The 25,459-nt window shown below is 67.5% G+C and carries 24 protein-coding genes; 9 read left to right on the plus strand and 15 right to left on the minus strand.

From position 1 onward, the window contains the following. Nucleotides 1-290 precede the first annotated feature (290 nt). From OMP44_RS18405 to OMP44_RS18425, 5 genes are all read right to left on the minus strand, one after another. Nucleotides 291-1,091, minus strand: a complete 801-nt coding sequence (locus OMP44_RS18405) for an SDR family oxidoreductase (protein ID WP_280310225.1) — start codon at nt 1,089-1,091, stop codon at nt 291-293. A gap of 53 nt (nt 1,092-1,144) precedes the next feature. Beyond that, complete coding sequence (locus OMP44_RS18410) at nt 1,145-1,909, minus strand: SDR family oxidoreductase (protein ID WP_273861027.1); 765 nt, start codon at nt 1,907-1,909, stop codon at nt 1,145-1,147. Nucleotides 1,910-1,923: 14 nt separating this feature from the next. Next, nucleotides 1,924-3,429, minus strand: coding sequence for a sugar ABC transporter ATP-binding protein (locus OMP44_RS18415; RefSeq protein ID WP_280310227.1), 1,506 nt, complete (start codon nt 3,427-3,429; stop codon nt 1,924-1,926). A 219-nt stretch (nt 3,430-3,648) separates the two neighbouring features. Continuing rightward, nucleotides 3,649-4,581 (minus strand): sugar ABC transporter substrate-binding protein, encoded by a 933-nt coding sequence (locus OMP44_RS18420; RefSeq protein WP_027597270.1) that lies wholly within the window; start codon nt 4,579-4,581, stop codon nt 3,649-3,651. A gap of 56 nt (nt 4,582-4,637) precedes the next feature. Next, entirely contained in the window at nt 4,638-5,633 is a 996-nt protein-coding gene (locus tag OMP44_RS18425; RefSeq protein ID WP_133860279.1) for an ABC transporter permease, read from the minus strand. A 337-nt stretch (nt 5,634-5,970) separates the two neighbouring features. On the opposite strand from OMP44_RS18425, the gene OMP44_RS18430 reads away from it, so the two are divergent. Genes OMP44_RS18430 through OMP44_RS18440 form a run of 3 tightly spaced genes read left to right on the plus strand, consistent with a single transcriptional unit; the run spans nt 5,971 to nt 9,266 of the window. Further along, on the plus strand, nt 5,971-6,807 hold the full coding sequence (locus tag OMP44_RS18430; protein WP_133860280.1) for a transketolase: 837 nt from the start codon (nt 5,971-5,973) through the stop codon (nt 6,805-6,807). Then, a complete protein-coding gene (locus tag OMP44_RS18435; protein WP_280310230.1) occupies nt 6,797-7,753 on the plus strand; it encodes a transketolase family protein in 957 nt (318 codons plus the stop codon). The genes OMP44_RS18430 and OMP44_RS18435 overlap by 11 nt, the downstream gene beginning before the upstream one ends. 40 nt (nt 7,754-7,793) lie before the next feature. Further along, the gene (locus tag OMP44_RS18440) at nt 7,794-9,266 is read left to right on the plus strand and encodes an FGGY family carbohydrate kinase (protein WP_280310233.1); all 1,473 of its coding nucleotides are present in this window, start codon (nt 7,794-7,796) and stop codon (nt 9,264-9,266) included. Nucleotides 9,267-9,532: 266 nt separating this feature from the next. Here OMP44_RS18440 and OMP44_RS18445 read toward each other — a convergent pair whose 3' ends face one another. Further along, nucleotides 9,533-11,323, minus strand: coding sequence for an ATP-binding protein (locus OMP44_RS18445; RefSeq protein ID WP_133860283.1), 1,791 nt, complete (start codon nt 11,321-11,323; stop codon nt 9,533-9,535). Then, the gene (gene algB / locus OMP44_RS18450) at nt 11,320-12,669 is read right to left on the minus strand and encodes a sigma-54-dependent response regulator transcription factor AlgB (protein ID WP_280310235.1); all 1,350 of its coding nucleotides are present in this window, start codon (nt 12,667-12,669) and stop codon (nt 11,320-11,322) included. The genes OMP44_RS18445 and algB overlap by 4 nt, the downstream gene beginning before the upstream one ends. 441 nt (nt 12,670-13,110) lie before the next feature. Here algB and OMP44_RS18455 point away from each other — a divergent pair, with 441 nt between their 5' ends. From OMP44_RS18455 to OMP44_RS18465, 3 genes are read left to right on the plus strand one after another with little or no spacing between them, the layout of a single operon-like run. After that, nucleotides 13,111-13,365: a hypothetical protein gene (locus tag OMP44_RS18455; RefSeq protein WP_007160204.1), complete on the plus strand. Its 255-nt coding sequence runs from the start codon at nt 13,111-13,113 to the stop codon at nt 13,363-13,365. Between the two features lie 10 nt (nt 13,366-13,375). Beyond that, complete coding sequence (locus OMP44_RS18460) at nt 13,376-13,597, plus strand: hypothetical protein (RefSeq protein WP_178083882.1); 222 nt, start codon at nt 13,376-13,378, stop codon at nt 13,595-13,597. A gap of 29 nt (nt 13,598-13,626) precedes the next feature. Continuing rightward, a complete protein-coding gene (locus tag OMP44_RS18465) occupies nt 13,627-13,788 on the plus strand; it encodes a DUF1328 domain-containing protein (RefSeq protein ID WP_007160206.1) in 162 nt (53 codons plus the stop codon). Nucleotides 13,789-14,104: 316 nt separating this feature from the next. On the opposite strand, the gene OMP44_RS18470 is transcribed toward OMP44_RS18465, so the two are convergent. The 4 genes from OMP44_RS18470 to OMP44_RS18485 are packed head-to-tail and all read right to left on the minus strand — an operon-like array spanning nt 14,105 to nt 18,860. Continuing rightward, nucleotides 14,105-15,004: an efflux RND transporter periplasmic adaptor subunit gene (locus OMP44_RS18470; protein WP_280310239.1), complete on the minus strand. Its 900-nt coding sequence runs from the start codon at nt 15,002-15,004 to the stop codon at nt 14,105-14,107. A 10-nt stretch (nt 15,005-15,014) separates the two neighbouring features. Further along, complete coding sequence (locus OMP44_RS18475; RefSeq protein ID WP_007160208.1) at nt 15,015-15,215, minus strand: DUF1656 domain-containing protein; 201 nt, start codon at nt 15,213-15,215, stop codon at nt 15,015-15,017. Further along, nucleotides 15,205-17,361 carry an FUSC family protein gene (locus tag OMP44_RS18480; protein WP_280310242.1) on the minus strand — a complete coding sequence of 719 codons (2,157 nt, stop codon included), beginning with the start codon at nt 17,359-17,361 and terminating at the stop codon, nt 15,205-15,207. Before OMP44_RS18480 ends, OMP44_RS18475 begins: the two co-directional genes overlap by 11 nt. Beyond that, on the minus strand, nt 17,358-18,860 hold the full coding sequence (locus tag OMP44_RS18485) for an efflux transporter outer membrane subunit (RefSeq protein WP_280310244.1): 1,503 nt from the start codon (nt 18,858-18,860) through the stop codon (nt 17,358-17,360). Before OMP44_RS18485 ends, OMP44_RS18480 begins: the two co-directional genes overlap by 4 nt. A gap of 256 nt (nt 18,861-19,116) precedes the next feature. Between OMP44_RS18485 and OMP44_RS18490 the strand changes: the two genes are divergently transcribed. Together OMP44_RS18490 and OMP44_RS18495 are read left to right on the plus strand one after the other, a co-directional pair. Beyond that, the gene (locus OMP44_RS18490) at nt 19,117-20,070 is read left to right on the plus strand and encodes a LysR family transcriptional regulator (RefSeq protein WP_133860288.1); all 954 of its coding nucleotides are present in this window, start codon (nt 19,117-19,119) and stop codon (nt 20,068-20,070) included. 245 nt (nt 20,071-20,315) lie between these two features. Beyond that, nucleotides 20,316-21,305, plus strand: a complete 990-nt coding sequence (locus tag OMP44_RS18495) for a DMT family transporter (RefSeq protein ID WP_273861033.1) — start codon at nt 20,316-20,318, stop codon at nt 21,303-21,305. Here the strand turns inward: OMP44_RS18495 and ubiA are convergent. The 3 genes from ubiA to OMP44_RS18510 form a co-directional block, all read right to left on the minus strand. Then, entirely contained in the window at nt 21,290-22,237 is a 948-nt protein-coding gene (gene ubiA / locus OMP44_RS18500; RefSeq protein WP_273861034.1) for a 4-hydroxybenzoate octaprenyltransferase, read from the minus strand. The two genes, OMP44_RS18495 and ubiA, sit on opposite strands and share 16 nt — an antisense overlap. Before the next feature lie 75 nt (nt 22,238-22,312). Continuing rightward, complete coding sequence (locus tag OMP44_RS18505; protein WP_280310247.1) at nt 22,313-22,870, minus strand: chorismate--pyruvate lyase family protein; 558 nt, start codon at nt 22,868-22,870, stop codon at nt 22,313-22,315. Continuing rightward, nucleotides 22,854-23,423 carry a DUF2780 domain-containing protein gene (locus OMP44_RS18510; protein WP_280310249.1) on the minus strand — a complete coding sequence of 190 codons (570 nt, stop codon included), beginning with the start codon at nt 23,421-23,423 and terminating at the stop codon, nt 22,854-22,856. Before OMP44_RS18510 ends, OMP44_RS18505 begins: the two co-directional genes overlap by 17 nt. A 127-nt stretch (nt 23,424-23,550) precedes the next feature. Here OMP44_RS18510 and OMP44_RS18515 point away from each other — a divergent pair, with 127 nt between their 5' ends. Further along, nucleotides 23,551-24,780 carry a nucleoside recognition domain-containing protein gene (locus OMP44_RS18515; protein WP_208693405.1) on the plus strand — a complete coding sequence of 410 codons (1,230 nt, stop codon included), beginning with the start codon at nt 23,551-23,553 and terminating at the stop codon, nt 24,778-24,780. On the opposite strand, the gene OMP44_RS18520 is transcribed toward OMP44_RS18515, so the two are convergent. Then, nucleotides 24,762-25,430, minus strand: a complete 669-nt coding sequence (locus OMP44_RS18520; RefSeq protein ID WP_133860293.1) for a hypothetical protein — start codon at nt 25,428-25,430, stop codon at nt 24,762-24,764. The two genes, OMP44_RS18515 and OMP44_RS18520, sit on opposite strands and share 19 nt — an antisense overlap. Nucleotides 25,431-25,459 lie beyond the last annotated feature (29 nt).

Raw genomic sequence — 25,459 nt, forward strand, 5'->3', positions numbered from 1 at the left:
GGATACGCCGCGCTCGCGGCCGCCAGCCCGGACCGGGAAAGTCCCCTGGCCGCGACGAACTACCGAAAAGCAGGCACGTACCTGTTAGAAAGGCGCATTTTTCAGCTATTTTCCCTCAGCCTCCCATCGGACGCCAAGGCTTTTGCGGCCTGGCGTCCTGGCCCGAGGCGGCTCATCAGCGCGCGAGCTAGCGTCAGGCAAGGCGAAAAGCCCTGAGGAAGCCGAGTTTACGAATGGTAAATGAGCATTCCGAAGGGCTTTTCAACGCCGTGTGGCCGATGAGCAGCTTCTCAGGACATGATCAGGCCACCGTCCACATTGATCGCCTGGCCGGTGATGTAGGCGGCGTCCGCCGAGGCGAGGAAGGCCACCAGGCCGGCCACGTCGGCGGGGGTGCCGGCGCGCTTCATGGGAATGTTGCCGACCCACTCGGTCATCAGTTCGCCCTGGCCATAGCGCTTTTCCGGGGTGGAAAGGATCTCGCCCCAGACCCGGTCGTTGTAGTCCCACATCTCGCTTTCGATGATGCCCGGGCAGAAGGCGTTGACCGTGATGCCATGGCGCGCCAGTTCGTGGGCCAGACTCTGGGTGATGCCGATGACGCCCATCTTGCTCGCCGCATAGTGCGGCGTGTAGATGAAGCCCTGGCGACCCTGGCCGGAGCTGGTGTTGATCAGGCGTCCGCCACGCCCGGCGGCGACCATGCGCTTGGCCGCCTCGCGGCAGCACAGCCAGACGCCGGTGGTGTTGACCTGCAGGATGCGATCGAAGTCCTCGCGTGGCATGCGGTCGAAGGCGTCGATGGTAATGATCCCGGCGTTCTGCACCGAGACGTCGATGCGACCGAAGCGGGCCTCGGCCTGGGCATAGAGGTCGGCCACCGCCGCCTCGTCGGTGATGTCCACCACCAGCGGCAGCACCTCGGCACCGGTCTCGGCGGCCAGCCGCGCAGCGGTGTCGTGTACCCGCTCGGCGTTGGAAACCAGCACCAGGTTGGCGCCCTCACGACCGAAGCGCTCGGCGATACCCTCACCGATGCCACGGCAACCGCCGGTGATGACCACGGTTTGACCAGCGAAGCGACGTTCCACGTGAAACCTCCTAGGGCGGTTGGCGATCCGGCGCGCGTGATCGCCAGCGGTTGTTACCAGCAGACGAAACCACCATCGACGATCAGATCGACGCCGGTGCAGAAGGACGCCGCCGGGCTGCAGAGGAAAATCGCCGGGCCGACCATTTCCTCCACCTCGGCCATGCGGCCCAGCGGGGTGGTCTGCTCGAAGATCCTGACCTGGTCGGCCACCTCGGGACGGGTGTTCATCGGCGTGGCGGTGTAGCCGGGGCTGATGCAGTTGACCCGGATGCCGCGCTCGGCCCACTCCATCGCTAGGCTCTTGGTCAGGTGGATGACGCCGGCCTTGGAGGTGTTGTAGTGGGCCTGCAGCAGGCCGCGGTTGACGATGCTGCCGGACATGGAGGCGATGTTGACGATGGCTCCCTTGCCGCGCGGCAGCATCACCCGCGCTTGGGCCTGGCAGCTGAGCATCACCCCGGTGAGGTTGATGTCGAGCATGCGTTGCCAGCGCTCCAGTTCCAGTTCCTCGGCCGGCTGGGCGTTGGCGATGCCGGCGCTGTTGACGGCGAGGCTCAGCGGGCCGAGTTCGGCTTCGGTACGGGCCACGGCGGCCTCGAGATCGGCAGCGCTGGTCACCGAGCCTTCCAGGGCCAGGGCACGGCGGCCGTGGGCCTGGATACGCTCGAGGGTACCGGCCAGGTCGCGACTGCCGGGCAGGTCGAAGCAGGCCACCTGGGCCCCGGCCTCGGCGAGACCGATGGCGATGGCCTGGCCGATGCCGCTGCCGGCACCGGTGACGAAGGCGGTCTGGCCGCCGAGATCGAAGAGACGCATGGGAAAACTCCTAGTCAGGCGGTAGCCAATTCCATCACGGCCACCGGGGTGGCCTGTTCACGTTCGAGAATGCCCATCTGCTGGCCACGGCTCATCACCATGACCCGGTGCGACAGGCCGAGGACCTCGTCGAGGTCCGAGCTGACCACGATCACCGCCATGCCGGTGGCCGCCAGTTCAGCGATCACCTGGTAGATGGCGGCGCGGGCGCCGACGTCGATGCCGCGGGTGGGCTCGTCGAGGATGAAGACCTTGGGATTGCGCGCCAGCCACTTGGCGATGATCACCTTCTGCTGGTTGCCACCCGAGAGGGCGGCGATGGACTGCTCCGGCTGGCCCTTCACGCCGAGCCGCGCCACCGCCTTGCGGGCGAAGGCGCGCAGCTTGCCGGGCGACACCCAGCCACCGGCGGCGAGCAGATCGGTGTTGCCATAGATGAGGTTTTCCTCGATGGCGTGGTCGACCACCACGCCCTGTTGCTTGCGATCCTCGGGCACCAGCACGATGCCGGCCTGGATGGCTTCGCACGGGCTGGCGAAGCGGCAGGTCCGGCCTTCCAGCACCAGGGTGCCGGTGACCTGTTCGGCCGCGCCGGCGATGGCGCGGACCAGTTCGGTACGGCCGGCACCGACCACCCCGGCGACGCCGAACACCTCGCCGGCGCGCACCGCGAAATCGATGTGCTTGAGCGGCATCTCGCGGCAGCTGAGATCCTTGACCCGCAGCACCTCCTGCGTACCGGGCGCGGCCATGGTCGGGAAGATGCGTTCCACGCTGCGCCCGACCATCTCTTCCACCAGTTGCCGCACCGGCACCTGGGCGGTGGCGTGCAGGGCGATCTGGCGGCCGTCGCGCAAGACCAGCACCCGGTCGGCGATGCGCGCGATCTCTTCCAGACGATGGCTGATATAGATGAAGGACACGCCCTCGGCCTTGAGCCGCTCGACCTGGGCGAACAGCAACTCGGTTTCTTCGCCACCCAGGGCCGCGGTGGGCTCGTCGAGGATCAGCAGGCGTGCCTTGAGGGTCAGCGCCTTGGCGATCTCCACCAGTTGCTGGGCAGCCACGCTGAGGCCGGCCACGGTGCGTGTGGCGGGTACCTTCAGGCCCAGGCGATCCAGCTGGCGCTGGGCCTCGGTTGCCATGAAGGCGCGATCGATGCGCCCGCCGCGCATGGGCAGGCGGCCGACGAACATGTTTTCGGCGATGGTCAGCTCCGGCAGCAGGCGGATCTCCTGGTGGATCAGGCCGATGCCGGCGGCCAGCGCGGCGCCGGGGGAATCCGGGACGTAGTCGCGACCCAGCCAGGTCATGCGCCCACCGGCCTCGGGGGGTACCAGGCCGGCGATGATCGACGACAGCGTGGACTTGCCGGCGCCGTTCTCGCCGAGCAGGGCCAGGACCTCACCCGGCTGGATGTCGACGTCCACCCCGGCCAGCACCTCGATGCCGGCGTATTTCTTGCCGATGTTTCTCAGGCTGAGAGCGGCGGGCTGTTCCAGGGGCATGACGGCGGACATGGGGCCTCCGAAGGGGGAGCTGAAACGGTGCCTCCCTTGGGAGGCACCTGGGGCAGGAGCCAACACGATCTCGCGAGCTAGAGCCAACCCAGTTGAATGCGGCTGGGGGATCTCAACCAGGTGTGTGCTCGGATTTACGCGTGGTAAATGAGCAGTCCGACCGGGCTGGCGCTCCAGACTGTATTCAACGCAGGTTGGCCGACGCGCAGCAGATCGTGGTTACGGATGGTTCTCGATGAAGGGGGCGACATTATCCTTGGTGGTCAGGATCGCTTCCTGCAGCTGCTCCTTGGGTACCTGCTTGCCTTCCTTGAGCGCCACCGCCGATTCCAGGGCCATGCGCCCCATCTTGCGGGTCTGCTGGGTCATGGTGGCGGACAGGGTGCCGGCGGCCACGGCCTTGAGGCCGGCCACGTCGCCGTCGAAGCCGACGATGGTCACCGGATGGTCGAGGTTGGCGACCTTGACCGCCTGGGCGGCACCCAGGGCCATGGCGTCGGCCCGGCCGAAGAAGACGCTGATGTTGGGATCGCGCTGGAGCATGTCCTGGGCCACGGCGAAGCCCTTGTCCTGGGCCCACTCGGCGGGCTGCTGGGCGACCACCTTCAGCTCGGGAAACTTGGCCAGGCCTTCGGCAAAGCCCTTGGCGCGATCGTTTTCCGGCGTGGTGCCGATCTGGCCCTGGAGGATGGCGACGCGGCCCTTGCCGTTGGTGACCTTGCCGACGTATTCGGCGAGGGTGCGGGCGGCGGCGACGCTGTCGCTGGCGATGAAGGTGTCACCCGGGGCGTCGGGGGCGTTGCGGTCCACCGCCACCACCGGGATGCCGGCGGCCTTGGCCGCCTTGACCGGGACACCGGCGGCGGTGGCGCCGGCCGGGATGTAGATCAGGGCGTCGACCTGGCGGGTGATCAGGTCCTGGATCTGGTTGACCTGGGTCGCCGAGTTGCCCTGGGCGTCCACGGTGATCACCTTGATGCCCTTGGCCTTGCCTTCGGCCTCGACGGCCTGCTTGATCTGATTGAAGAAGTCGGCCTGCAGGTTGGCCACGGCCAGGCCCACGGTGAGTTCCTTGGCCTGGGCATTGAGGGCGCCGGTGCAGGTGATGGCGGCGAACAGGGTACTGAGCAACAGCTTCTTGGGGGTCAGCATGGATGGCACTCCGTTGTTATTGTTGTACTGCGGTGACGAGACGAAGCAGATCTGACCTAGCGCTGCCCGTTACGGCGGCGCAGGGTGTCCAGGGTGACGGCCAGGGCGATGACGATGCCGATGACCACCTGCTGCACGAAGGGCGAGACCCCCAGCAGATTCAGGCCGTTGCGCAGCACGCCGATGATCAGCACCCCGACCAGGGTGCCACCGACGCTGCCGACGCCGCCGCTGAGGCTGGCGCCGCCGATCACCACCGCGGCGATGGCATCCAGCTCCATGGACAGGCCGGCGCTGGGCTGGGACGAGTCCAGGCGCGCCGCCATGGCCACCGCGGCCAGGCCCGCCAGGGCGCCACTCAGGGCATAGATCCAGATGGTGATGGTGCGCACCTTGATGCCCGACAACCGTGCCACCTCGGCGCTGCCGCCCATGGCATAGAGGTTGCGGCCACCCGCGCGAAAGCGCAGGAACACCCAGGCCACCAGCAGCATCAGCAGGAACAGCCCGACGGTGACCGAGAGGAAGCCGAAGTGCCGCACCGTGGCCAGGTTGGTGAACCAGTCCGGAAAGCCGACGATCTGGCGCCCGTCGGTGAGGATGTTGGCCAGGCCGCGGGCCACCGACATCATGGTCAGGGTGGCGATGAAGGCGGGCAGCCGGGCCCGGGCGATGAGCAGCCCCGAGACCAGGCCGCAGACCAGGCCACCGAGGATGGCGGCAGGAATCGCCAGGCCCAGCGACCAGCCGATGTCCTGGTAGAGCCAGCCCAGCAGCATCATGGAGAAGGCCAGCACCGAGCCCACCGACAGATCGATGCCGCCGATGACGATGACCAGGGTCATGCCGATGGCCAGGATGCCGAGCACGGTCACCTGGTCGAGGATGTTGAGGGCGTTGCGCACGGAGAAGAAGTACTCCGAGGCAAAGGAGAACACGGCGATCAGCAGCGCCAGGCCGATCAGCGGGCCGCCGACGTTGCGTGGCAGGCGCAGTGCCAGGCGAGCGAGGGGCTTGGCGGGTGGCGAGGCGGTCGGGGCTTTGGCGTCCACGCACTTCTCCTAGGGGTTATTGTTCTTGTGTCCGGCTCGCCTGAATATTTATGCGTGCCTGATTTTTAATTCAGACTCTGCCTGTTCCGGATGGAAGTCAAGCGCCTTTTCATCGCTGCGTGCCGAACACGATGGCTTCGGCAATCCCGCATCCCGCCCCGCATTCTATCCGCTCGCCAGATCGCCAATGGCCTTTCCTGGCTATTGACGGCCCCACGGATTGGGGTCTAAATGATAAATATATTTTCAGTGACGAATAAATATTCATAAGACGCCCACTGAAACCTCGGCAGGCGTCTGCTCCATCGCAGCTTCGGATACCCGAGGGGGTCGCCTGATGAATCCGTTCCAGTACGACGTCGCGCAGATTCGCGAAAAGGCCCGGCTGATCCGCCGGCGCGTCATCCAGCTCAATGCCGGCTCGCCTGCCGGCGGCCATACCGGGGCGGATCTGTCGGAGACCGACATCCTCGCCACCCTCTATTTCCGCCTGCTCGACGTCGCCCCGGAACGCCTCGCCGATCCCCAGCGCGACATCTACATCCAGAGCAAGGGCCATGGCGTCGGCGGCCTCTACTGCTGCCTGGCCGAGGCCGGATACTTCCCGCCGGAATGGCTCGACACCTACCAGCATTTCGACTCCCACCTGCCGGGTCATCCGGTGCGGCAGAAGACCCCTGGCATCGAGCTCAACACCGGCGCCCTCGGCCACGGCCTGCCGGTCGCCACCGGGATCGCCCTGGCCGCCCAACGCGATGGCAGTCCGCGCCGCGTCTATGTGCTGACCGGTGACGGCGAACTGGGCGAGGGCTCCAACTGGGAGTCGGCGCTGACCGCCGCCAAGTACCGGCTGGACAACCTCACGGTGATCGTCGACCACAACCGCCTGCAACTGGCCGGTCCCACCGCCGAGATCCTGCCGCTGGAGCCCCTGGCCGAGAAGTGGCGCGCCTTCGGCTTCCATGTGGTCGAGTGCGATGGCAACGACGTGGCCCAGCTGGTGGAGACCCTGGAAGCCCTGCGCGAACACCGCGGCCAGCCCCAGGTGCTGATCGCCAATACCGTCAAAGGCAAGGGGGTTTCCTTCATCGAAGGCAAACCTGAATGGCACCACCGGGTGCCCAAGGGCGACGAGATTGCCGCTGCACTGGAGGAACTCGACCATGGCCACTGATACCCAGACCCCGGGTGAAGCCCATCTCGCCAGCGTCATGGTCGAGGCCTTTATCGCCGCGGTGGACGCCGGCGTCGACCTGGTGCCGGTGGTCAGCGACTCCACCTCCACGGCCAAGATCGGCCCCTTCGTCAAACGCTTCCCGGAGCGCCTGGTCAACGTCGGCATCGCCGAACAGACCCTGGTCGGGGTGGCCGCCGGCCTGGGCCTCGCCGGCAAGGTGGCGGTGACCTGCAACGCCGCGCCCTTTCTGATCTCCCGCGCCAACGAACAGGTCAAGGTGGACGTCTGCTACAACAGGTCCAACGTCAAGATGTTCGGGCTCAACGCCGGGGCCAGCTATGGTCCCCTGGCCAGTACCCACCACAGCCTCGACGACATCGCCGTGATGCGCGGCTTCGGTAACGTGGAGATCTATGCGCCGGCCGATGGCCGCGAGTGCCGGCAGATCGTCGAGCACGCCCTGGCCCATGACGGTCCGGTCTATATCCGCCTGGACGGCAAGGCGCTGCCCGATCTGCATGGGTCCGACTTCCGTTTCGTCCCCGGTCAGGTCGATGTGCTGCGCCAGGGTCACGACGTCAGCCTGGTGGCCCTGGGCTCGGTGGTCCACGAGGCGGTGGAGGCCGCGCGGTCGCTGGCCGAGCAGGGCATCAGCGCCCAGGTGATCAATCTGTCGTCAATCCGTCCGCTGCAGCGCGAGGCGCTGCTGGAAGCCCTTTGCGCCGCTCGCGGCGGGGTGGTCACGGTGGAAGAGCACAACGTCAACGGCGGGGTGGGCAGCCTGGTCGCCGAGGTCATGGCCGAAGCCGCGCTGGGCGTGCCGCTGATCCGCCTGGGCATCGCCGATGGCGAGTATGCTGCCGCCGGTGGCCGCGGGCCGACCCGCGCCAAGCACGGTATCGATGCCGCCGGCATCGTTGCTGCGGTGCAGCGCCTGCGCTGAGGCTCAGGCGTCTGCCACGACAAGAACAACAGGAGCTGCCATGGCCGCCGAACCGCTGATCCTCGCCCTCGACGAGGGCACCACCAATGCCAAGGCGATCCTGGTGGATCGCGCCGGTCGGGTCGTGGCCCGCGGTTCTCGGCCGCTCACCGTCCAGCATCCGCAGGCGGGCTATGCCGAGCAGGATCCCCTGGCCATCTGGCAGGCCCTGCAGGGCGCCATCGGCGATTGCCTGGCCCAGACGGACGCCCCCCTGGTGGCCATCGCCATCAGCAACCAGCGTGAATCCGCCCTGGCCTGGGAGCGCAGCAGCGGCCAGTTGCTCGGCCCGCTGGTGAGCTGGCAGTGCAAGAGATCCCAGCCGCAGTGCGAAGCCTTGCACGCCGCCGGTCACGGCGAGTTGATCCTGCAGCGCAGTGGCCTGGCGCTGGACCCGATGTTTTCCGCCGGCAAGTGGCGCTGGCTGCTCGATCAGATTCCCGACGGCACGGCCCGCGCCGCCGCCGGCGAGATCTGCCTGGGCACCGTGGACAGCTGGCTGCTTTGGCAACTCAGCGGTGGCACGAGCTTTCTCATCGACGCGGCCAATGCGGCCCGTACCCAGTTGCTCGACCTGCGCGGTGGTGACTGGGATCCGCAGCTGCTGGGTCTGTTCGGCATTCCCCGGGCGGCGCTGCCGGAGATCCGCTCCAGTGCCGGCTGCTTCGGCGAGACCCGTGCCCAGGGCCCGCTGCCGGCCGGTCTGCCGATCCTGGCGATGATCGGCGATTCCCATGCGGCGCTGTTCGGCCAGGGCGGTTTCGTCCCGGGCAAGGTCAAGGCCACCCTGGGTACCGGCTCCTCGCTGATGACCCCCATCGCCGAACCCGTGGTCTCCGCCCATGGCCTGGCCACCACCCTGGCCTGGCGCCTGGGCGAGACCCCGACCTTTGCCCTGGAAGGCAACATCGTCCACACCGGCGCCGCCGTGGGCTGGACGGCGCGGCTGCTGGGCGGCGCCGGAGAGCTGGAGGCCCTGGCCGCCGAAGCCGCGGCGCTGCCGGACAACGGCGGCGTCTACTTCGTCCCGGCGTTGGGTGGCCTCGGTGCGCCGCACTGGCGGGCCGAGGCGCGCGGACTGTTCTGCGGCCTGGCGGAGAATTGCGGGCGGGCGCACCTGATGCGCGCGGCCCTGGAAGCCATCGCCTACCAGATTCGCGACGTCTTCGACGCCATGCAGCAGGACAGTCCGACGCCCCTGGACGAACTCTGGGTGGATGGCGGCGCCACGCGCAACGAATGGCTGCTGCAATTCCAGGCCGATCTCCTGCAGCGCCCGGTGATCTGCAGCCTGTCGCCGGAGGTCTCGGCGCTGGGCGCCGCCCACTTGGCCGGCCATGCCCTGGGCTGGTGGCAGGACGCCGCGGCCCTGGCCGATCTCGAACGGCCCCGCCGCCGTTACGAACCCCGCGCCAATGCCGTGCCCGAACTCTATGCCGGCTGGCGCCAGGCGCTGGAGCGGACGCTGCTGTAGCGCCCCTAGGTTGGGTTGAAACGGCTCCATCGCCGCAGCCCAGCAACGCGGATTCGATCTGGGCACCGTTGCGCTGCGCTGCGCTCAACCCAACCTGCGGCGGCTCTCCCGAAAGGAGAGGGGCCAGCCCGGTAGCGTGGAAAACGGCGCAGCCTTTTCCACTGTGACGTCGTGATGGGCTGTCCGAGCGGGCGTTCGTTTTCATCCGTCCTGGTAGGATCGGGCCGACTGGCGCGACCCTACTCGTGGGCGGAGGCCGACCTGGCTCAGGTCGGCAGGGTCATGAAGATCTGGGTGCCCTGACCGGGGCGGGAGACCACGCCGATGCGCCCCCCATGCTGGCGGATGATTTCCTTGCACAGGGCCAGGCCCAGGCCGGCGCCGCCCTTCTGGCTGCCGATCTGCACGAAGGGCTCGAACACCCGGCCCTGCTGGGCGTAGGCGATGCCCTCGCCATTGTCCTGCACCGCCATCAGCAGCTGCTCGTTCTGGCGCATGGCCTGGATGACGATACGGCCGCCCGCCGGGGTATGGCGCAGGGCATTGCTCAGCAGGTTGTCGAACACCCGGCCCAGTTGCTTGGGGTCCAGGCTGACGCGTGGCAGCGGCGTGTGCAGCAACTCGACGGCCAGCTCGACATCGCGCTCGCGGGCCTCGTCGGCGTGGCGGGCACGGGCCGCCTCCAGCAGATCGCCAATCTCGCTCGGCAATTTTTCCGGACGCTGCAGACCGCTCTGGTGACGGGAATAGTCCAGCAGGTCGTTGATCAGCTGCACCAGGCGATGGGTTTCCTCGTCCACCGTCTGCAGCAGAAAGGCCTCGCGGGATTCCGGCGCCACCTTGAGGCGTTCGCGCAACAGACCGAAGGCCATGTGCATGCCGGTGACCGGGGTGCGCAATTCGTGGGAGGCGCGCAGGACGAATTCGTTGCGCACCCGATCGAAGGCGCGCTGCTCGGTGACATCGCGCAGCACCATCAGCGCGCCCACGCTGCGGCCGTCGGCGTGGTTGACCGGGGTCAGACTCCAGGCCAGCAGCCGCACCTCGTCGTCGACGCGGATCTCCAGGTCTTCGGGCGCCGCATCCAGGGCGCCGCCGGCCAGCACCCGCTGCACGCTGGCCTCGATTTCCGGACGTTCCAGGGCCGCGATCAGGGATTCACCCAGGTGATTCTCGTTCCAGCCCAGCTGGCGGCAGGCCACCGGATTGGCGTGTTCGATGTTGCCCTGGGGATCGAGGATCACCAGGCCGTAGTCGATGCTGTCGAGCACCGCCTGCAGGCGCCGCTGCCCGGCCACCAGCGCCTCGACATTGGTCTGGCTGAGGCGGTGCAGGGCCTGGGCCATGTTGCCGAAGCGGCGGCTGAGCAGGGTGAATTCGGCGATCTGCGAGGTCGGCAGCTGGACGTCGAAGTTGCCCTGGCTGATGCGCTCGGCGGCCTTGGCCAGGCCATCGATGGGGCCGGTGAAGCGCCGGGCGATGCCGTTGGCGGTCACCACCCCGGTGACCAGGATGGCCACGCCGATCAGCGCCAGCAGCAGGGCGATGATCACCGCGCGGTCATGGGCCTCGTCCTGCATGCGCTCCAGGGTCACCACGTAGCTGCGCTGCAGGTCGTAAATGCGCGTGCGCAGCGCATTGAGGGTTTGCTGGAAGCCGCGATCGGCGCGCAACTCGCCATAGCCCGCCGGCGGTGAGCGCAGGTAGTCGGCGAAGCGCTGGTAGCGCTGCTTGACGTCTTCCAGGATGGCCAGCTGCTCGGGATTGCGCATCTGCCCTTCGACCCGTTGCAGGTACTCCTGGAAACGCTGCTGGGCCGCCACCAGTGACTGCGGATCGGGTGCCCCGTCGAGCATCTGGAACAGGCTGTTGCTCAGCTCCTGGCGCATGTTCAGCGTCAGGTTGATGAAGTCCAGGTTGCTGCGGGTCTGGACGCTCTGCTCGCGGGCCAGGTGCAGCACGCTGACCAGGCCGACCAGCAGCCCGATGAGGGCTACGGCGATCAGGGCGGAGATGCTGAGAAAGAGGCGGGTGTGCAACTTGATCGGCAGCTTCATAGCCCGTACTGCTTGCGTTTTCGATAGAGCGTGGAGGCGTCGATGCCCAGGGTCTTGGCAGCCTGGTCGAGGGTTTCGCTGGTGGCCATCACCGCGGCGATGTGGGCGCGCTCCAGGGCTTCCAGACTCAGCGCCTCGCCGACCCGCGGTGCGCTGGCGGCGCCGCTGGTGGCCGGGCTGTCACCCAGGCCCAGGTGATTGACGTCCACCAGGTCCTGGCCGCAGATGATGCTCGCGCGTTCGACGACGTTGCGCAGTTCGCGGACGTTGCCCGGCCAGCCGTAGTTGCGCAGGGCGTCCAGGGCCGCCTCGCTGAAGCCGTGGGCGGGTCTGTTGTAGTCCTTGACGAAGCGGGCGAGGAAACGCTCGGCGAGATCGACGATGTCTTCCTTGCGCTCGCGCAGCGGCGGCAGGTTGAGCACGATGACGTTGAGGCGATAGAGCAGGTCTTCGCGGAATTCGTTTTCCGCCACCATCTGTTCCAGGTTGCGGTTGGTGGCGGCGAGGATGCGCACGTCGGCGCGGCGGGTCACCGGATCGCCGACGCGTTCGTATTCCTTGTCCTGGATGAAGCGCAGCAGCTTGGGCTGCAGGGCCAGGGGGAAGTCGCCGATCTCGTCGAGGAAGAGGGTGCCGCCGTCGGCCTGGCTGACGCGGCCGAGGGTGCTCTCGCTGGCCCCGGTAAAGGCGCCGCGGGTATGGCCGAACATCTCGCTTTCCATCAGATCGGCGGACAGCGAGGGGCAGTTGATGGTGACGAAGGTCTTTTTCGCGCGACGACTCCAGGCGTGGATGGCGCGAGCCAGTTCGCCCTTGCCGGAACCGGACTCGCCGAGGATCAGCACGTTGGCATCGGTGGTGGCGACCTGTCGGGCGGTCTCCAGGATGCTCATCATCGTCGGACTGCGCGAATCGAGACCGGCGCTGGATTTGCGCACCTCGCCTTCGAGCGCCTCCAGGCGCGCCGAGAGCTGGCGGAACTCCAGCTGCTTGGCCGCGGCCATGCGCAACTGGTCGGGACTGCAGGGTTTCACCAGATAGTCGGCGGCGCCGGCCTGCATGGCGTCCACCGCGGTGTCGATGGCCGAGTGGGCGGTAACGATCACCACCCGCATCCAGGGTGCCTGGATGCGCATCTGCTGCAGGACGTCCAGACCGTTGTCCGCGCCCAGGCGCAGATCGAGAAAGCAGAGGTCGTAGACCTGACGTAGCAGCAGGGCTTCGGCCTGGGCCGCGCTGTTGGCCGTGGCGACGCTGTAGCCGGCGTCTTCCAGACAGAAGCGGAAGGTACGCAGGATGGCGGCTTCGTCGTCCACGAGCAGGATGCGACCGCTGGTTTGTTCCATGACGGCAAAACTCCAGGCCAAAGGGCCGAAACGCGCTAAAGGACAGGGCTGGCAGTTAGTCCATGATACATCGTGCAAGTTGCAATCCACAGGACCATCGGGCTATCGACCGTCCCTCTGCGAGCATCGTGCAGATCGCAACCCGGAGGGGCGAAAACGGGGAAAAGACGGTTTTCCCGGTGCCCGGGAAGACTTTTATCCGGTCATTTGCCGTTGCGCCTGGCAGCCGACCGGACCGGGACCATCCAAGCAACCCCTGGCCATCATGCAAAACGCAATGCTTCAGGCGTCGCACCTTGCAAGGTGCATGTGTGGCGGCTACCAGTGAAAACTGTAAGTTTTTGATTTATAAGGTAAAAAAGGTTTTCGAAAAGCTGGCACGTAGTCTGCAATCTCCTTGGCAAGCCGGCCTTAGGGCCAACGGACTGCAGGAGAGACCCGATGATCAGCCAGACCCTTCGCAAGCACTTGGTAGGTACTGCGCTCTTCGCTTGCTTCGCCAGCGCCGCCGTCGCTGCCCCTCAGGGCCAGGACGTCAGCCGCGAACAGGCCCTCATCGCATCCACCCGCATTGCTGCCCAGGCCATGGTGCCCGCAGCCAAGCCGCTGGCAAGTCAAGGTCGTGGGGAACTCAAAGCCATCCCGGCACAGTCCAACGGTGACCGTCTGGTAAAGCAGACCCGCTGGGTATTCTGAGGTCATGACCATGATGTGGATGCTGCTGGTGATTGTGTTGTTCGCTGCAGCGGCGGTTGTGATCGGGATGTTGCTCAGCGCTTTGATAATGGGTCGTGCGCTCAATCAGACGCACAACCTCAACGGTCTGGATCTCGATCTGACCGCTGTGGAACCACGGATGGCGAGTCTGGATACCCAGGATTTCGCTAATAAAACCACTGCTCGCTGGACAGGTGCTGTCGTCCGCTGAGTGCACTTGTAATACATAGGAGAAACACCATGCTGAGCTGGGCTATCACTTTCCTGATCATCGCGATCATCGCAGGCGTCCTGGGTTTCGGTGGCATCGCCGGTACTGCCACCAGTATCGCCAAGATCCTGTTCGTGCTGTTCCTGGTGCTGTTCGTGGTGTCGTTCTTCATGGGCCGTCGTCGTCCCTAACGCCAGCCTCATGAAAGACAGGCTGTCGGTCGTGACGACCGGCAGCCGAGGCGCTGTCATTGAATTGCAGCTTTAAGCCGATTCAATGGACAACCTCGAAGTCGTCTCCTGATCCGAGACGCAAGGGCCACAAGGTCGGGACGCTCTGCAGTAAGGGAGGGTTCCAAGAGTACAGGGAGTACTTTCGCACTCGCGGCGGACTGGGCTGGATACGACCACACCCCTGAATTCGACCGGTTTCGTCTCAAGCGAAACCTGCCGGTGTCAGGGGTGTTGTCGTTTTGGCGCAGTGAAAAGGCGGGTGCCCGGGGCGGGCTCAGCCCTGCCAGAAGGCGTCCCACCAGGAGCGTTCGCCGCGAACGTCTTCCAGTACTACCGTGCAGGTGGTGCCAGCCGCCAGCAGCAGCCCCTCGGGCAGCGGATCCAGGGCGATGCGCACCGGTACCCGCTGGGCCAGGCGAACCCAGTTGAAGGTGGGATTCACGTCGGCGGTGAGTTCACGACTCTGGGGATTGTCCCGGTCATAGATGCCGCGGGCGATGCTTTCCACATGTCCGCGCAACGTCTGGCCGCTCATCAGGCGCATCTCGGCTGCCGCTCCCACCTGCACGTGGGGCAGCTTGGTTTCTTCGAAGTAGCCATAGACCCAGAACGAATGGGCGTCGATGACGGCCAGCTTGGGCGCGCCCGCGGCGGCGTAATCGCCCTTGAACACCGAAAGGTTGGTGACGTAGCCGTCGACCGGCGCCAGTACCCGGGTGCGCTTGAGATTGAGGCGCGCCGATTCCAGCTGGGCCTGGGCCTGGCGCAGATCGGCCTCGGCGGCCAGGGCGGCGCTGCTGGCGTCTTCGCGGTTCTCGCGAGAAACCACCAGGCTGTCGATGTCGGCACGGCGGCGGGCGTTCTGCTGGCGCATGGCCAGGGTGGCCTTGCGCGCGGCGACCGTGGCCTCGGCCTGATGCACGGCGATCTCGTAGTGCTCCGGATCGATCTGCAGCAGCAGGTCGCCCTTGTTGACCCACTGGTTGTCGCGCACGGCGATCTCGGTCACCAGACCCGCCACGTCGGGCGCGATGGTGATGACCTCGGCGCGCACCCGGCCATCGCGGGTCCAGGGATCGTTCATGTAGTGCACCCAGAGCAGCCGCCCGAGGATCAGCGCCAGGCAGACCACCAGCAGGGTAAAGAGCACGCCGAAGAGTTTCTTGAGGATCATGGCAGGAGTCCTAGCGATAGACGCACAGCGCCAGGGCGCAGTAGAGGCAGATGAACAGGGCCAGGCGCAGCAGCGCCGGATGCCAGACGACGTGGTAGAGGCCGACCGCGGCAAGCACCCGGTCCAGCGCCCAGGCGAGCAGGGCGGCGACCAGGAACAGCACCGTCACGGTGGGCAGGTAGAGGCCGTGGAAGGCGATTTCACGGGGCATGGGGAATCTCGTGATAGCGGGCCAGGGGCCCCTGGGGATCGAGCAGGGCACTGCGGATGAAATGCAGGTCGCTCTGCACCTGGCGCAGGGGCGACTCGTCATAGGGCAGTTCCGGCGGTTCGGTCACGGTCGCCACGGCAAGCAGGGCCGCGTCCACTGCCACCAGCGCCCGCCGCAGATGTTCCGCGCCGGGCTTGAGGAAGAGGCGCACCAGGGCGCGCCCGAGCACGCGGATGGCCTGGCGCCAGGCGCTGCCCTCGGCATAGCGCGGGGTCGCGGGCAGGCGGGCCTGCAACTGGCGCAGTTCGATCACCGCATGACCGATCTCCAGCACCACGAAGGCCCAGCCGATCAGGCGCCGCTGCGCTTCACCGCGTCCGGCGCTGACGCCATAGGCTTGGTTGAGCAGGTCGCGGGTCTGGCCTTCGAAGGTCGGCGCCAGGTGCGGCAACGGCGCGCTCACCGCCCGCACCAGCTGCTGGCGCAGGTCATGCTCCAGGCGGCGCCACAGCCAGGGGCTGTTGGGTGGCAGCAGCACCGCCGAGACCGCCGCGGTGATCACCATCGACAGGACCACGGCGATGCCGTTGTTGATGAAGACGTAGGCGTCGTAGACCGGCGGATTGTCGGGAATCGAGGTGAAGCAGAAGAACACCAGGCAACCCAGGCCATAGCCCATCCAGCCCGGGCGCAGGGAAATCCAGGTGCCCAGCATGAACACCGGCGCCAGGGTCAGCAGCAGCAGCGGCAGGCCGCTGATCCAGGGAAAGACGAAGAAGGTCAGGAAGAAGCCCAGCACCACGCCGCCACTGGCGCCGACCGCCATCTGCAGGGCGGTGCGCTTGGGATCGGGCGAGGCCGAGGCCAACGCCGAGACGGCCGCGGCGTTGAGCGCCAGCATGCCGCCGCTGGGATAGGCGCTGGCGATCCAGAAGGCGCCCAGCACCAGCACCAGAAAGGCGCTGCGGAGGCCGGTGACCGCCGCGCCCAGGGCATTGGCCTTGGCCACGAAGCGCGGCTTCCACTGTTCGCGACTGTGGCGTGGCGCCGCCAGGGAGGCATGGGTCTGCAGATAGCCGTGCCATTCGCCAGTGAAGCGAAAGAGCAGCTCCACGGCGGTCTCGAAGTCCCGCCGGTCAGCTTCGCTCAGGGGCGGCAACTCGGCACGCAGGGCGCGAATGCGCGGCCGCAGAACCTGGTGCAGCTGCTCCAGACGCGCCGCCGCCACCAGGGCCGCGCGTTCGGTAAGGGCCTGGCCACGCCATTCCTCGAACACCTCCAGCAGCGGCGCCCAGAGGCGTTCGAGGGCTGCCAGCGGCAACTGGGCGTCGCGCTCGCGCAGGCGCATCAGCAGGCGGCTGAGGGCATGCAGGCGGGTAGTCAGGCCCATGAATTCGGCGTTCAGCCGGGCCAGGCGCCCGCTGCGCATGCGCATGTGCGGGTCTTCGAAGGCCGAGGCGCTGCGCAGGCTTTCCAGCCCCACCGCCTCGGCAGCCAGGCGTACTCCGGCAGCCTCCAGGGAGGCACGATCGAGACGACCGCACAGGACGTCGGCAGCCAGTCCGGCGAAGCCGCCCATGCGCCGATAAAGGGTCGCGCGCATGGCCGTGGCGCTGGTCTGCGGAAAGACCGCCGCGCTCACCGCGCCGCTGCAGAGCACGCCCAGGGTGATGGCCAGCACCCGCATCACCGCCGACATGAAGGCGGTGTCGGCATTGAGCGCGGCAGGGATGCCGATCAGCGCGGCGGTGTAGCCGGCCAGCATGCAGGCATAGCTGCGAAAGTCCCGGTAGCGCGCCGAGCCGGCCACGCAGAGGCCGATCCACAGCGCCAGGAAGATCAGGAAGGGCACCCGTTCCTGGGCGAACAGGGCGATCAGCACCAGCATCACCGCCAGTCCCAGCAGGGTGCCCATCACCCGATAGAAGCTCTTGGCCAGCACCTGGCCACTCTGCGGCTGCATGACGATGAACACGGTGATCACCGCCGAGCTGGGATGCGGCAGTTGCAGGCGCATGGCCAGCCACAGGGTCAGGCTGGCGGCGAGCAGCACCTTGGCCTGGTACAGCCAGAGGCTGCCATCGCTGCGGGCCCAGGCGCCGAGGGCCTGGCGCAGCGGCGCACCGGTGGCGGTGCCGGCAGTCATCGGGGGGCTCGCTCGACGGCGACGCGCGCCGGCACCAGGTCGTGGTCGCCCGGGCCGCGTTCGAGGTCCGCGCCGCCACCGAGGGCGACCAGGGCTGCGGCCTGGGCCGCCAGGCGCAGGGCGTGCACCTGGGCGGTGACGCGTTGCTGGGCGAACAGCCGGGTCTGGGCGTCGAGCACGTGCAGGTAGTCGGTCAGGCCGCGGCGAAAGGCCTCGCGGGCGATGTCGTAGGTGCGCTGGGCCTCCTGGCTGGCCTGGTCGGCGAGGGTGGCCTGCCGGGCTGCCGAATCGGCCTTGATCAGGGCGTCGGAGATGTCCTTGAGGGCGTCGACGAGGGTCTGGTTGTAGGCGCTGACGGCCACGTCGTAGGCCGCCGACTCCGCGCCGAGGCGGCCGCGCAGGGCGCCACCGTCATAGATCGGCAAGGAAAAGGCGGGACCTATGAAGGAGCCGGTCTTGGCGTGGGTCAGCATCTCGCTGAGGCGACCCAGGGTCAGGAACTGGCCGACGTTGGCCACCAGGTCGATGTTGGGATAGAAGCTGGCGCGGGCGACGTCCACGCCCTTCGCCGCCGCGGCGATCTGCCAGCGACGCGCCACCACGTCGGGGCGCTTGCCGACCAGTTCCAGCGGCAGGGCGCTGGGCAGGCGCGGTGCCGCGCCCAGGGTCAGGCGCGGGCGTTGCAGGCGGGCGCCGGCACCCGGGCCCTTGCCGGCCAGGGCGGCGAGCTGGTTGCGATCCAGCGCCAGGATCTCGTCCAGGGCTTCCAGCTGGCGTTCGGTCTCGGGCAGCAGGGCGCGCGCCTGGCTGACCTCGAACTGGGTGCCGAGGCCGCCGTCCAGCTGGCGCTGGGCGAGGTCGGCCAGGTGCCGCTGCTGCTCCAGGGTGGCGGCGAGGATGTCGCGCTGGTCGTGGTGCAGGGCGAAGCCGATATAGCTGCGGACGATGTTGCCGGTCAGCTCCAGCTCGGCCGCGCGCACCTCGGCGGCGGCCTGGTGGGCCTGGTCCAGGGCCTGGGCGCTGGCGTCGCGTTCGCGGCCCCAGAAGTCCAGGGCATAGCTCAGACCCAGTTCGGCATTGTTGTTCCAGGTGGTGCGATCGGCCAGCTCGCCCGGGCCATAGAAGCCGTCGGTGGGCCAGCTGTAGCGCTTGAAGGCGCCCTTGCCCTCGACCTGCAGGGCTTCACGGGATTCGGCCAGGCCGGCCAGGGACTCGGCGCGGCGCACCCGGGCGGCAGCCGTGGCCAGGCGCGGGTTGTCCGCCAGGGCGCCGCTGATCCAGGCATCCAGCTGGGGATCGCCATAGGCGCGCCACCACTGGCGCTCGGGCCAGGCGGCCTGGCTGGCGGCGGCCTGGATGGCTCCGTCGGTGGCCAGCGCCTGGTCGTCGAGGCGCTGCGCCTGGGGCGCGTTGTGACCGGTACCGATACAGCCGGCCAGCAGGGTCGCGAGGGCGACCACCGAGAGCGCAGGCCAGACTCTGCTAGAGGAAGGCGACACGTGGAGGTCCGTTGGCAACAGGGCCAAACCTGCGTCTGGCATGAGGCAGCGCAGCGAGGTTGGCGAGATGAGCTGGAACTGAAGAGGACGCCTGTAGAGGACGGACGTAAACCGCGAGGTCAGCGGACGTTACCATTAGGCTGCTAACGATTCTATAAAATTCCGGGGTGGTCGATTAGCGCGTCAACCCGCGAATCTTTGTTTCACATACTGAAATAATATGGAAAATGACGCTTTTCCCGACTGTCGAGGCGGCATGGACACCCTGCACAACATGCGCGTTTTCGTCGCCGTGGTGGAAAGCGGCAGCTTCACCGGGGCGGCCCAGACGCTGCAGACCACCACGGCCCACGTCTCCCGGGCGGTGGCCCATCTGGAAACCCATCTGCGCACCCGCCTGCTGCACCGCACGACGAGACGCATCGCCCTGACCGAAGCCGGCCAGCGCTACCTGGCGCGCTGCGAGCAGATCCTCGCCTATGTCGAGGAGGCCGAAGCCGAGGCCGGGCACGCTCAGGCGCGGCCCGAAGGGCGGCTGCGGGTGCACAGCATGACCGGCATCGGTCAGCATTACGTGATCCGCGCCATCGCCGGCTATCGCGCCCTGCACCCCGAGGTGCGCTTCGACCTGACCATGGCCAACCGCATCCCCGATCTGCTGGAGGAGGGCTTTGATCTCGCCATCGTGGTAGCCGTGGAGCTGCCCGACTCCGGCTTCGTCTCCCAGCAGATCGGCCACACCTACAGCATCCTCTGCGCCTCGCCGGCCTATCTGCAGGAGCATGGCCAGCCGCAGACGCCGGCGGAGCTGGCCAATCACGCCTGCCTGAGATTCATCAGTCCGGTGGTGTCCTTCGACCGCTGGCACTTCGACGGCCCCAATGGACCGGAAACCTATCGCATCGGCGAGACCCCCTTCCAGGTCAACGTCGGCGACGCCATGACCGAGGCCCTGCGCCAGGGACTGGGGATTGGCGTGCTGCCGCTCTATTCGGCAGTAGACGGCCTGCGCGACGGCAGCCTGGTGCGAGTGCTGCCGGCCTATCGCCTGCAGCGCCTCAACGTCTATGCCCTCTATGCCTCGCGGCAGTACCTGGATGCCAAGATCCGCACCTGGGTGGCCTATCTGCGCGAGCAGATACCCGGGGCGCTGGAGGCGGACGAGGCCTTCGTGCGGGCCGTCAGCGAAGTCGTCGGCCAAGCGCATTGAGATCGGCGGGGCGCTTGGACTAAGCTCGGGGGAGACCGGGCTGCACGCCAGGTCATAGTTAGTAAGCTATTGAAATATCGCCCGGTATCGCGGTCCTGAGGGCGACAGGACGGTTGCTCGACGGCACGCTCCGGTGGGGCGTCGAGGTCCATGTCCCGAGTCGGTGGTCACGCCGACGGACCGCCGTGCAGGACGGCCGGATCATGCAGGCGGTCAGGGACCGCCGTCAGTACCACGGGAGTCCAATGAGCGCTACCGCAGGACCCACTCTGAGATTCGCCGACCAGCCGCTTAAGGGCATCGCCCTGATCTGCTTCGCGGTCTGGCTGTTCGCTTCCCACGATGCCCTCTCCAAGTACCTGTCCGGCTTCTATCCGGTGGTCATGGTGGTCTGGGCCCGCTACCTCTCCCACACCCTGCTGATGATGGGCATCTTCATCCCGCGCTCGGGGCTGGCGGTGATCCGCACCAAGCGGCCGGGGTTGCAGGTGCTCAGGGCGCTGTGCCTGATCGGCTGCAGTCTGTTCTTCACCACCGGGCTGCGCTATCTGCCGATGGCCGAGGCCACCGCGGTCAACTTTCTCGCCCCGCTGATGGTGACGGCACTGTCGGTGCCGCTGCTCAAGGAGAGCGTGACCCGCAGCCAGTGGGCGGCGGTGCTGGCCGGCTTCATCGGGGTGCTGGTCATCGTGCGGCCGGGCGGCCAGCTGTTCACCCCGGCGGTGCTGCTGCCGGTCTGCTCGGCGGTCTGCTTCGGGCTCTACCAGCTGCTGACGCGCCTGCTCAGCGGCATCGACAGCCCCACCACCAGCAACTTTCTCACCGGCATCATCAATACCCTGGTGCTGAGCAGCGTGGTGCCCTTCTTCTGGGAGATCCCGACTCTGACCCACGGCTTCATGCTGGCGCTGCTCGGCCTCTTCGGCATGTCCGGCCACCTGCTGCTGACCCAGGCCTTCCGTTATGCGCCGCCGGCGCTGCTGGCGCCCTTCAGCTACGGCCAGATCGTCACCGCCGGCATCATCGGCTACCTCGTCTTCGGCCATGTGCCGGACAGCGGCGCGCTGATCGGCATCCTCATCATCTGCGCCAGCGGCCTGGCGGTGGCCTGGCAGCAGAGCCGCAAGGCCTCCAGGGCCAAGAAGGCCCGGGCGGTGCCGGCGGCGCAACCCGAGGCGCTGCCGGAGGTGGTGGCCGATGCCGCCGCGGGCGCTCCGGCTCAGCGCAGTCCGTAATCGGCGATGATCCCGATGAGGATCGCCAGACCCGCCCAGTGGTTGTGCAGGAAGGCCCTGAAGCACACCAGCGGGTCACGGTCGCGGGTGACGTGGAATTCCCAGGCGAAGCAGCCGGCTGCCACCAGCAGGCCCAGGTAGAAGGGCAGGCCCAGGCCGAAGCGGCCGCCGGCCAGCGCCAGGCAGAACAGCGTCAGGCCCTGCAGGGTGGCGATGATCACCCGGTCGGCGTCGCCGAACAGGATGGCGGTGGATTTCACCCCGATCTTGAGATCGTCTTCGCGGTCGGCCATGGCGTAGTAGGTGTCGTAACCCACCGTCCAGATCACGTTGGCGACGAACAGCAGCCAGGCCGCCGCCGGCAACTCGCCGGTCTCGGCGGTGAAGGCCATGGGCATGCCCCAGGAAAAGGCCGCACCCAGTACCGCCTGAGGGTAGTAGGTATATCTCTTCATGAAGGGATAGAGCGCCGCTACGCCAAGGGCGCCAAAGGACAGCCAGACGGTGGTGGCATTGGTGCAGAGCACCAGGCCGAAGCTGAGCAGCACCAGCACGGCAAAGAACAGCAGGGCTTCCTTGGGCGAGATGCGCCCGGTGGCCAGGGGACGATTCTTGGTGCGGGCGACATGGCCGTCGAAGTTGCGGTCGGCGAAGTCGTTGATCACGCAGCCGGCCGAGCGCATCAGCACCACGCCGAGCACGAAGATCAGCAGATTCTTCAGACTCGGCACGCCCTCGGCAGCGATCCACAGCGCCCAGAGGGTGGGCCAGAGCAGCAGATAGATACCGATTGGTCGGTCCAGCCGGGTCAGTTGGACAAAGTCGCGGATGCGCTCGCGGCGCGGACGCGTGGCGATCACCCGGGCGCTGGGCTCGGGGCCGCGGGGCGCGGCAGGACGGCGATCACGGGGACGGGAGGCGTTCTTTTTCATCGGACGGCTGCATGGTGAAGGGCCTGGCGATTATAGGGGCCCCGGGGCGTCGCCGCTGCCGTCGTGATGCTCCGCCTAGCCCTCGCGCCCGGCGTGAGGCCAGAAGGCCGGCAGAAAGACCTCGCCCACCAGGATCGCCAGGGGACCGCGCCGGAACACCGAGCGCCGGGCCCAGCAGGGCGCGGTTGCCGCCCCTGCGGGCAGCCAGGCCAGTGGATAGCAGCAGGCTTGCAGCGGCCCGCGGACAAAGGCCGGTGCCTGGAACAGCCAGTGCCCGAGCGGCCGCTCGCCCAGCGCCGCCAGGTCGAAATCCGCCGCTTCCAGGGCCGTGCGCGCCGCCACGCTGCGGGCGAAGACCCAGGCTTCGCCATTGCCGCGCAGCCAGACCTCGCGCACCCAGCCGGGGCTGGCCGGCGGCACTTCAAGCGCCTGGCACTCGTCCGGGCGCAGCGGTTGCCAGCCCTGGGCGATCACCTCGACGGCGAAGCGTCCATCGCTGAGGGCGGTCAGCCGTTCGGTGAGGGAACCACGGTCCGCATAGAGCCAGCCGAGCGGCGCCTCGGCGTAGTCCGGCTCGGCGCCGGCCGCTGCGTAGGTCAGCCAGCGCGGGCCGCCGTCACAGGCCCCAGACATTACCCAGGGTGCTCAGCAGGGAGGGCTGGGTGCCTTGCTTGCCGAGATAGCCGAGGATCACCTGGGCGAACTGGCTGGTCATGCCACTGTTCATGCCCAGGGCGTTGAAGGTCTTGTCGACGTCCTGGCGGCTGTCGACATTGCCCAGCAGGCTGCCCAGCGGACTCTGCTTGGCATCCTGACCGCCGCCACCGAGCAGACTGCCCAGGCCGCCCAGTTGCGCCAGGCCGCCAGTGGCATTGGCGCCGGCCAGCTGATCCAGGCCTGGCACGGCCTTGGCCAGCTGGAGATAGTCGTTGCCCACCAGCTGATTCTTGGCCAGGCCGAGCAGGGCGCCGGTGCCGCCCACCGCCTGCTGCGGGGTGACGTTGAGCTGGCTGGTCAGCGCCTGCAGCAGGCCCTGGGCCTGGGGCGTGGCCGCCGCGGCGGCGGTGGCCTTGGCGTTGTTGTTGCCGTTGGCGCCGTTGTAGGCGTTGACGGCGTCGTTGAGGTTGAAGGCGAAGACCGGACTGGCGGCGAGCACCAGCGGCAGGGCGAGAACGGACAGACGCATGGGCGGACTCCAGCGGGTTGCGTGAAAGGTCAGAGGATAACCCGACGGCGATGACCACAGACTGAACGGCGTCCCTGCAGGGAGCGGACGCTGCGGTTATCATCGCCGTTTTGCCGGGAGAACCGCGATGCTCAACGGGTTGTGGCTGGGCTTCTTCATCGTTGCCGGGATCAGCGCCTTCGGCCAGTGGCTGGTGGCCGGCAACACCGGGGTGTTCGCCGCCATGGTGGAGAGCCTGTTCGCCATGGCCAAGCTGTCGGTGGAGGTCATGGTGCTGCTGTTCGGCACCCTGACCCTCTGGCTCGGCATCCTGCGCATCGCCGAGAAGGCCGGGCTGGTGGACGCCCTGGCGCGATTGCTCGGGCCGCTGTTCGCCCGGCTGATGCCCGAGGTGCCGCGCGGCCATCCGGCGCTGGGGCTGATCACCCTCAACTTCGCCGCCAACGGCCTGGGCCTGGACAACGCCGCCACGCCCATCGGCCTCAAGGCCATGCGTGCCCTGCAGGAGCTCAATCCCAGCAGCACCACGGCGAGCAATGCGCAGATCCTCTTCCTGGTGCTCAACGCCTCCTCGCTGACACTGCTGCCGGTAACGGTGTTCATGTACCGCGCCCAGCAGGGCGCCACTGATCCGACCCTGGTGTTCCTGCCGATCCTGCTCGCCCATACCTGCGCCAACCTGGTCGGGCTGTTCTCGGTGGCCTTCATGCAGCGGCTGAAACTCTGGGATCCGGTGGTGCTGGCCTGGATCGGCGGGGGCGCCCTGGCCTTCGGCGCCTTCGTCGCCTTTCTCTTCACCCTGACCGCCACCGCGCTGGCCGGGTTGTCGTCGCTGCTCGGCAACCTGACCCTGTTCGGCATCATCCTGGCGTTCATGATCCTTGGCGCCCTGCGCAAGGTGCCGGTCTACGAAGCCTTCGTCGAAGGCGCCAAGGAAGGCTTCGACGTCGCCAAGTCGCTGTTGCCCTATCTGGTCGCCATGCTCTGCGCGGTGGGCGTGCTACGCGCCTCCGGCGCCCTGGAAGCCATCCTCGAAGGCGTTCGCCATGCGGTGACCTTCTTTGGCTGGGACACCCGCTTCGTCGAGGCGCTGCCCACCGCGCTGGTCAAGCCCTTCTCCGGCAGCGCCGCCCGCGCGCTGCTGATCGAGACCATGCAGACCCATGGCGTGGACAGCTTTCCGGCGCTGGTGGCGGCGACCATCCAGGGCAGTACCGAGACCACCTTCTATGTGCTGGCGGTGTACTTCGGCGCGGTGGGCATCCAGCGCGCCCGCCACGCGGTGGGCTGCGCCCTGCTGGCGGAGTTCACCGGGGTCACGGCGTCGATCCTGATCTGCTACTGGTTCTTTGGCTGAGCCTTGGGTTCCAGGTCGACCATCCAGTCGTCCTGCACCATGCGCCGCTGGCGGCGCGAGGTCAGTTGCTGGGTCTGCCAGTCTTCGGCGATCAGTGCGCAGTAGTGGCCGTCGTGCTGGCCCAGGCGAAAGCGCCGGCGTACTCCAATGGGATCGTGATCCGAACCATAGAAGGCGACCGCGCGGATCTCCAGGCCCTCGAATACCCAGCCCTCGGGCGGCCGGTGGTTTTCCAGGGTCAGGCCGTTGTGCTCGGCGGCGCGGCGGATCAGACCCTGGAAGGTACCGATGTGGGTGAAGTCACCGGTGTTGAGCGGACCCTGGTGGGTCGCCTCGCCCAGCACCAGATCGGGGTCGAAGTCATCCTGGCCGCTCTCGCGGATGTCGGTGACATCGGTGTAGAGCGTCTCGCGATTGGTCTTGAGGATCACCGTGAGCTGGTTGATGAACACCGGCTCGGCGCTCATGTTGGACAGCAGGCAGAGGGCACCCACGCCCTTACCGGCGCCGCGGTTGATGATCAGCCGCGGCTGGCGCTGGCGCTTGTAGTTGTTGAGCAGGAGCTGCGCATAGAGCACCCAGACGCCCAGGGTGCAGCACTGGGCGAAGAGCGTGAGGACTTGGGAATTGTCTTTCAACCACTGGAACATGGGGGCACTTCGCTGGAAGGAGTGACCAT

The sequence above is a fragment of the Pseudomonas flavocrustae genome, from assembly GCF_029872515.1.
GTDB lineage: Bacteria > Pseudomonadota > Gammaproteobacteria > Pseudomonadales > Pseudomonadaceae > Chryseomonas > Chryseomonas aestiva.

What these genes read in the sequence shown, in the direction of transcription:
- OMP44_RS18410 (WP_273861027.1), bottom strand. Translation starts at nt 1,909, where the DNA reads ATGCGTCTCTTCGATCTCGGCGGCCAGACCGCCTTCGTCACCGGTGCC.
- OMP44_RS18415 (WP_280310227.1), bottom strand. Translation starts at nt 3,429, where the DNA reads ATGTCCGCCGTCATGCCCCTGGAACAGCCCGCCGCTCTCAGCCTGAGA.
- OMP44_RS18420 (WP_027597270.1), bottom strand. Translation starts at nt 4,581, where the DNA reads ATGCTGACCCCCAAGAAGCTGTTGCTCAGTACCCTGTTCGCCGCCATC.
- OMP44_RS18430 (WP_133860280.1), top strand. Translation starts at nt 5,971, where the DNA reads ATGAATCCGTTCCAGTACGACGTCGCGCAGATTCGCGAAAAGGCCCGG.
- OMP44_RS18435 (WP_280310230.1), top strand. Translation starts at nt 6,797, where the DNA reads ATGGCCACTGATACCCAGACCCCGGGTGAAGCCCATCTCGCCAGCGTC.
- OMP44_RS18440 (WP_280310233.1), top strand. Translation starts at nt 7,794, where the DNA reads ATGGCCGCCGAACCGCTGATCCTCGCCCTCGACGAGGGCACCACCAAT.
- OMP44_RS18445 (WP_133860283.1), bottom strand. Translation starts at nt 11,323, where the DNA reads ATGAAGCTGCCGATCAAGTTGCACACCCGCCTCTTTCTCAGCATCTCC.
- algB (WP_280310235.1), bottom strand. Translation starts at nt 12,669, where the DNA reads ATGGAACAAACCAGCGGTCGCATCCTGCTCGTGGACGACGAAGCCGCC.
- OMP44_RS18455 (WP_007160204.1), top strand. Translation starts at nt 13,111, where the DNA reads ATGATCAGCCAGACCCTTCGCAAGCACTTGGTAGGTACTGCGCTCTTC.
- OMP44_RS18460 (WP_178083882.1), top strand. Translation starts at nt 13,376, where the DNA reads ATGATGTGGATGCTGCTGGTGATTGTGTTGTTCGCTGCAGCGGCGGTT.
- OMP44_RS18465 (WP_007160206.1), top strand. Translation starts at nt 13,627, where the DNA reads ATGCTGAGCTGGGCTATCACTTTCCTGATCATCGCGATCATCGCAGGC.
- OMP44_RS18470 (WP_280310239.1), bottom strand. Translation starts at nt 15,004, where the DNA reads ATGATCCTCAAGAAACTCTTCGGCGTGCTCTTTACCCTGCTGGTGGTC.
- OMP44_RS18475 (WP_007160208.1), bottom strand. Translation starts at nt 15,215, where the DNA reads ATGCCCCGTGAAATCGCCTTCCACGGCCTCTACCTGCCCACCGTGACG.
- OMP44_RS18480 (WP_280310242.1), bottom strand. Translation starts at nt 17,361, where the DNA reads ATGACTGCCGGCACCGCCACCGGTGCGCCGCTGCGCCAGGCCCTCGGC.
- OMP44_RS18490 (WP_133860288.1), top strand. Translation starts at nt 19,117, where the DNA reads ATGGACACCCTGCACAACATGCGCGTTTTCGTCGCCGTGGTGGAAAGC.
- OMP44_RS18495 (WP_273861033.1), top strand. Translation starts at nt 20,316, where the DNA reads ATGAGCGCTACCGCAGGACCCACTCTGAGATTCGCCGACCAGCCGCTT.
- ubiA (WP_273861034.1), bottom strand. Translation starts at nt 22,237, where the DNA reads ATGAAAAAGAACGCCTCCCGTCCCCGTGATCGCCGTCCTGCCGCGCCC.
- OMP44_RS18505 (WP_280310247.1), bottom strand. Translation starts at nt 22,870, where the DNA reads ATGTCTGGGGCCTGTGACGGCGGCCCGCGCTGGCTGACCTACGCAGCG.
- OMP44_RS18510 (WP_280310249.1), bottom strand. Translation starts at nt 23,423, where the DNA reads ATGCGTCTGTCCGTTCTCGCCCTGCCGCTGGTGCTCGCCGCCAGTCCG.
- OMP44_RS18515 (WP_208693405.1), top strand. Translation starts at nt 23,551, where the DNA reads ATGCTCAACGGGTTGTGGCTGGGCTTCTTCATCGTTGCCGGGATCAGC.
- OMP44_RS18520 (WP_133860293.1), bottom strand. Translation starts at nt 25,430, where the DNA reads ATGTTCCAGTGGTTGAAAGACAATTCCCAAGTCCTCACGCTCTTCGCC.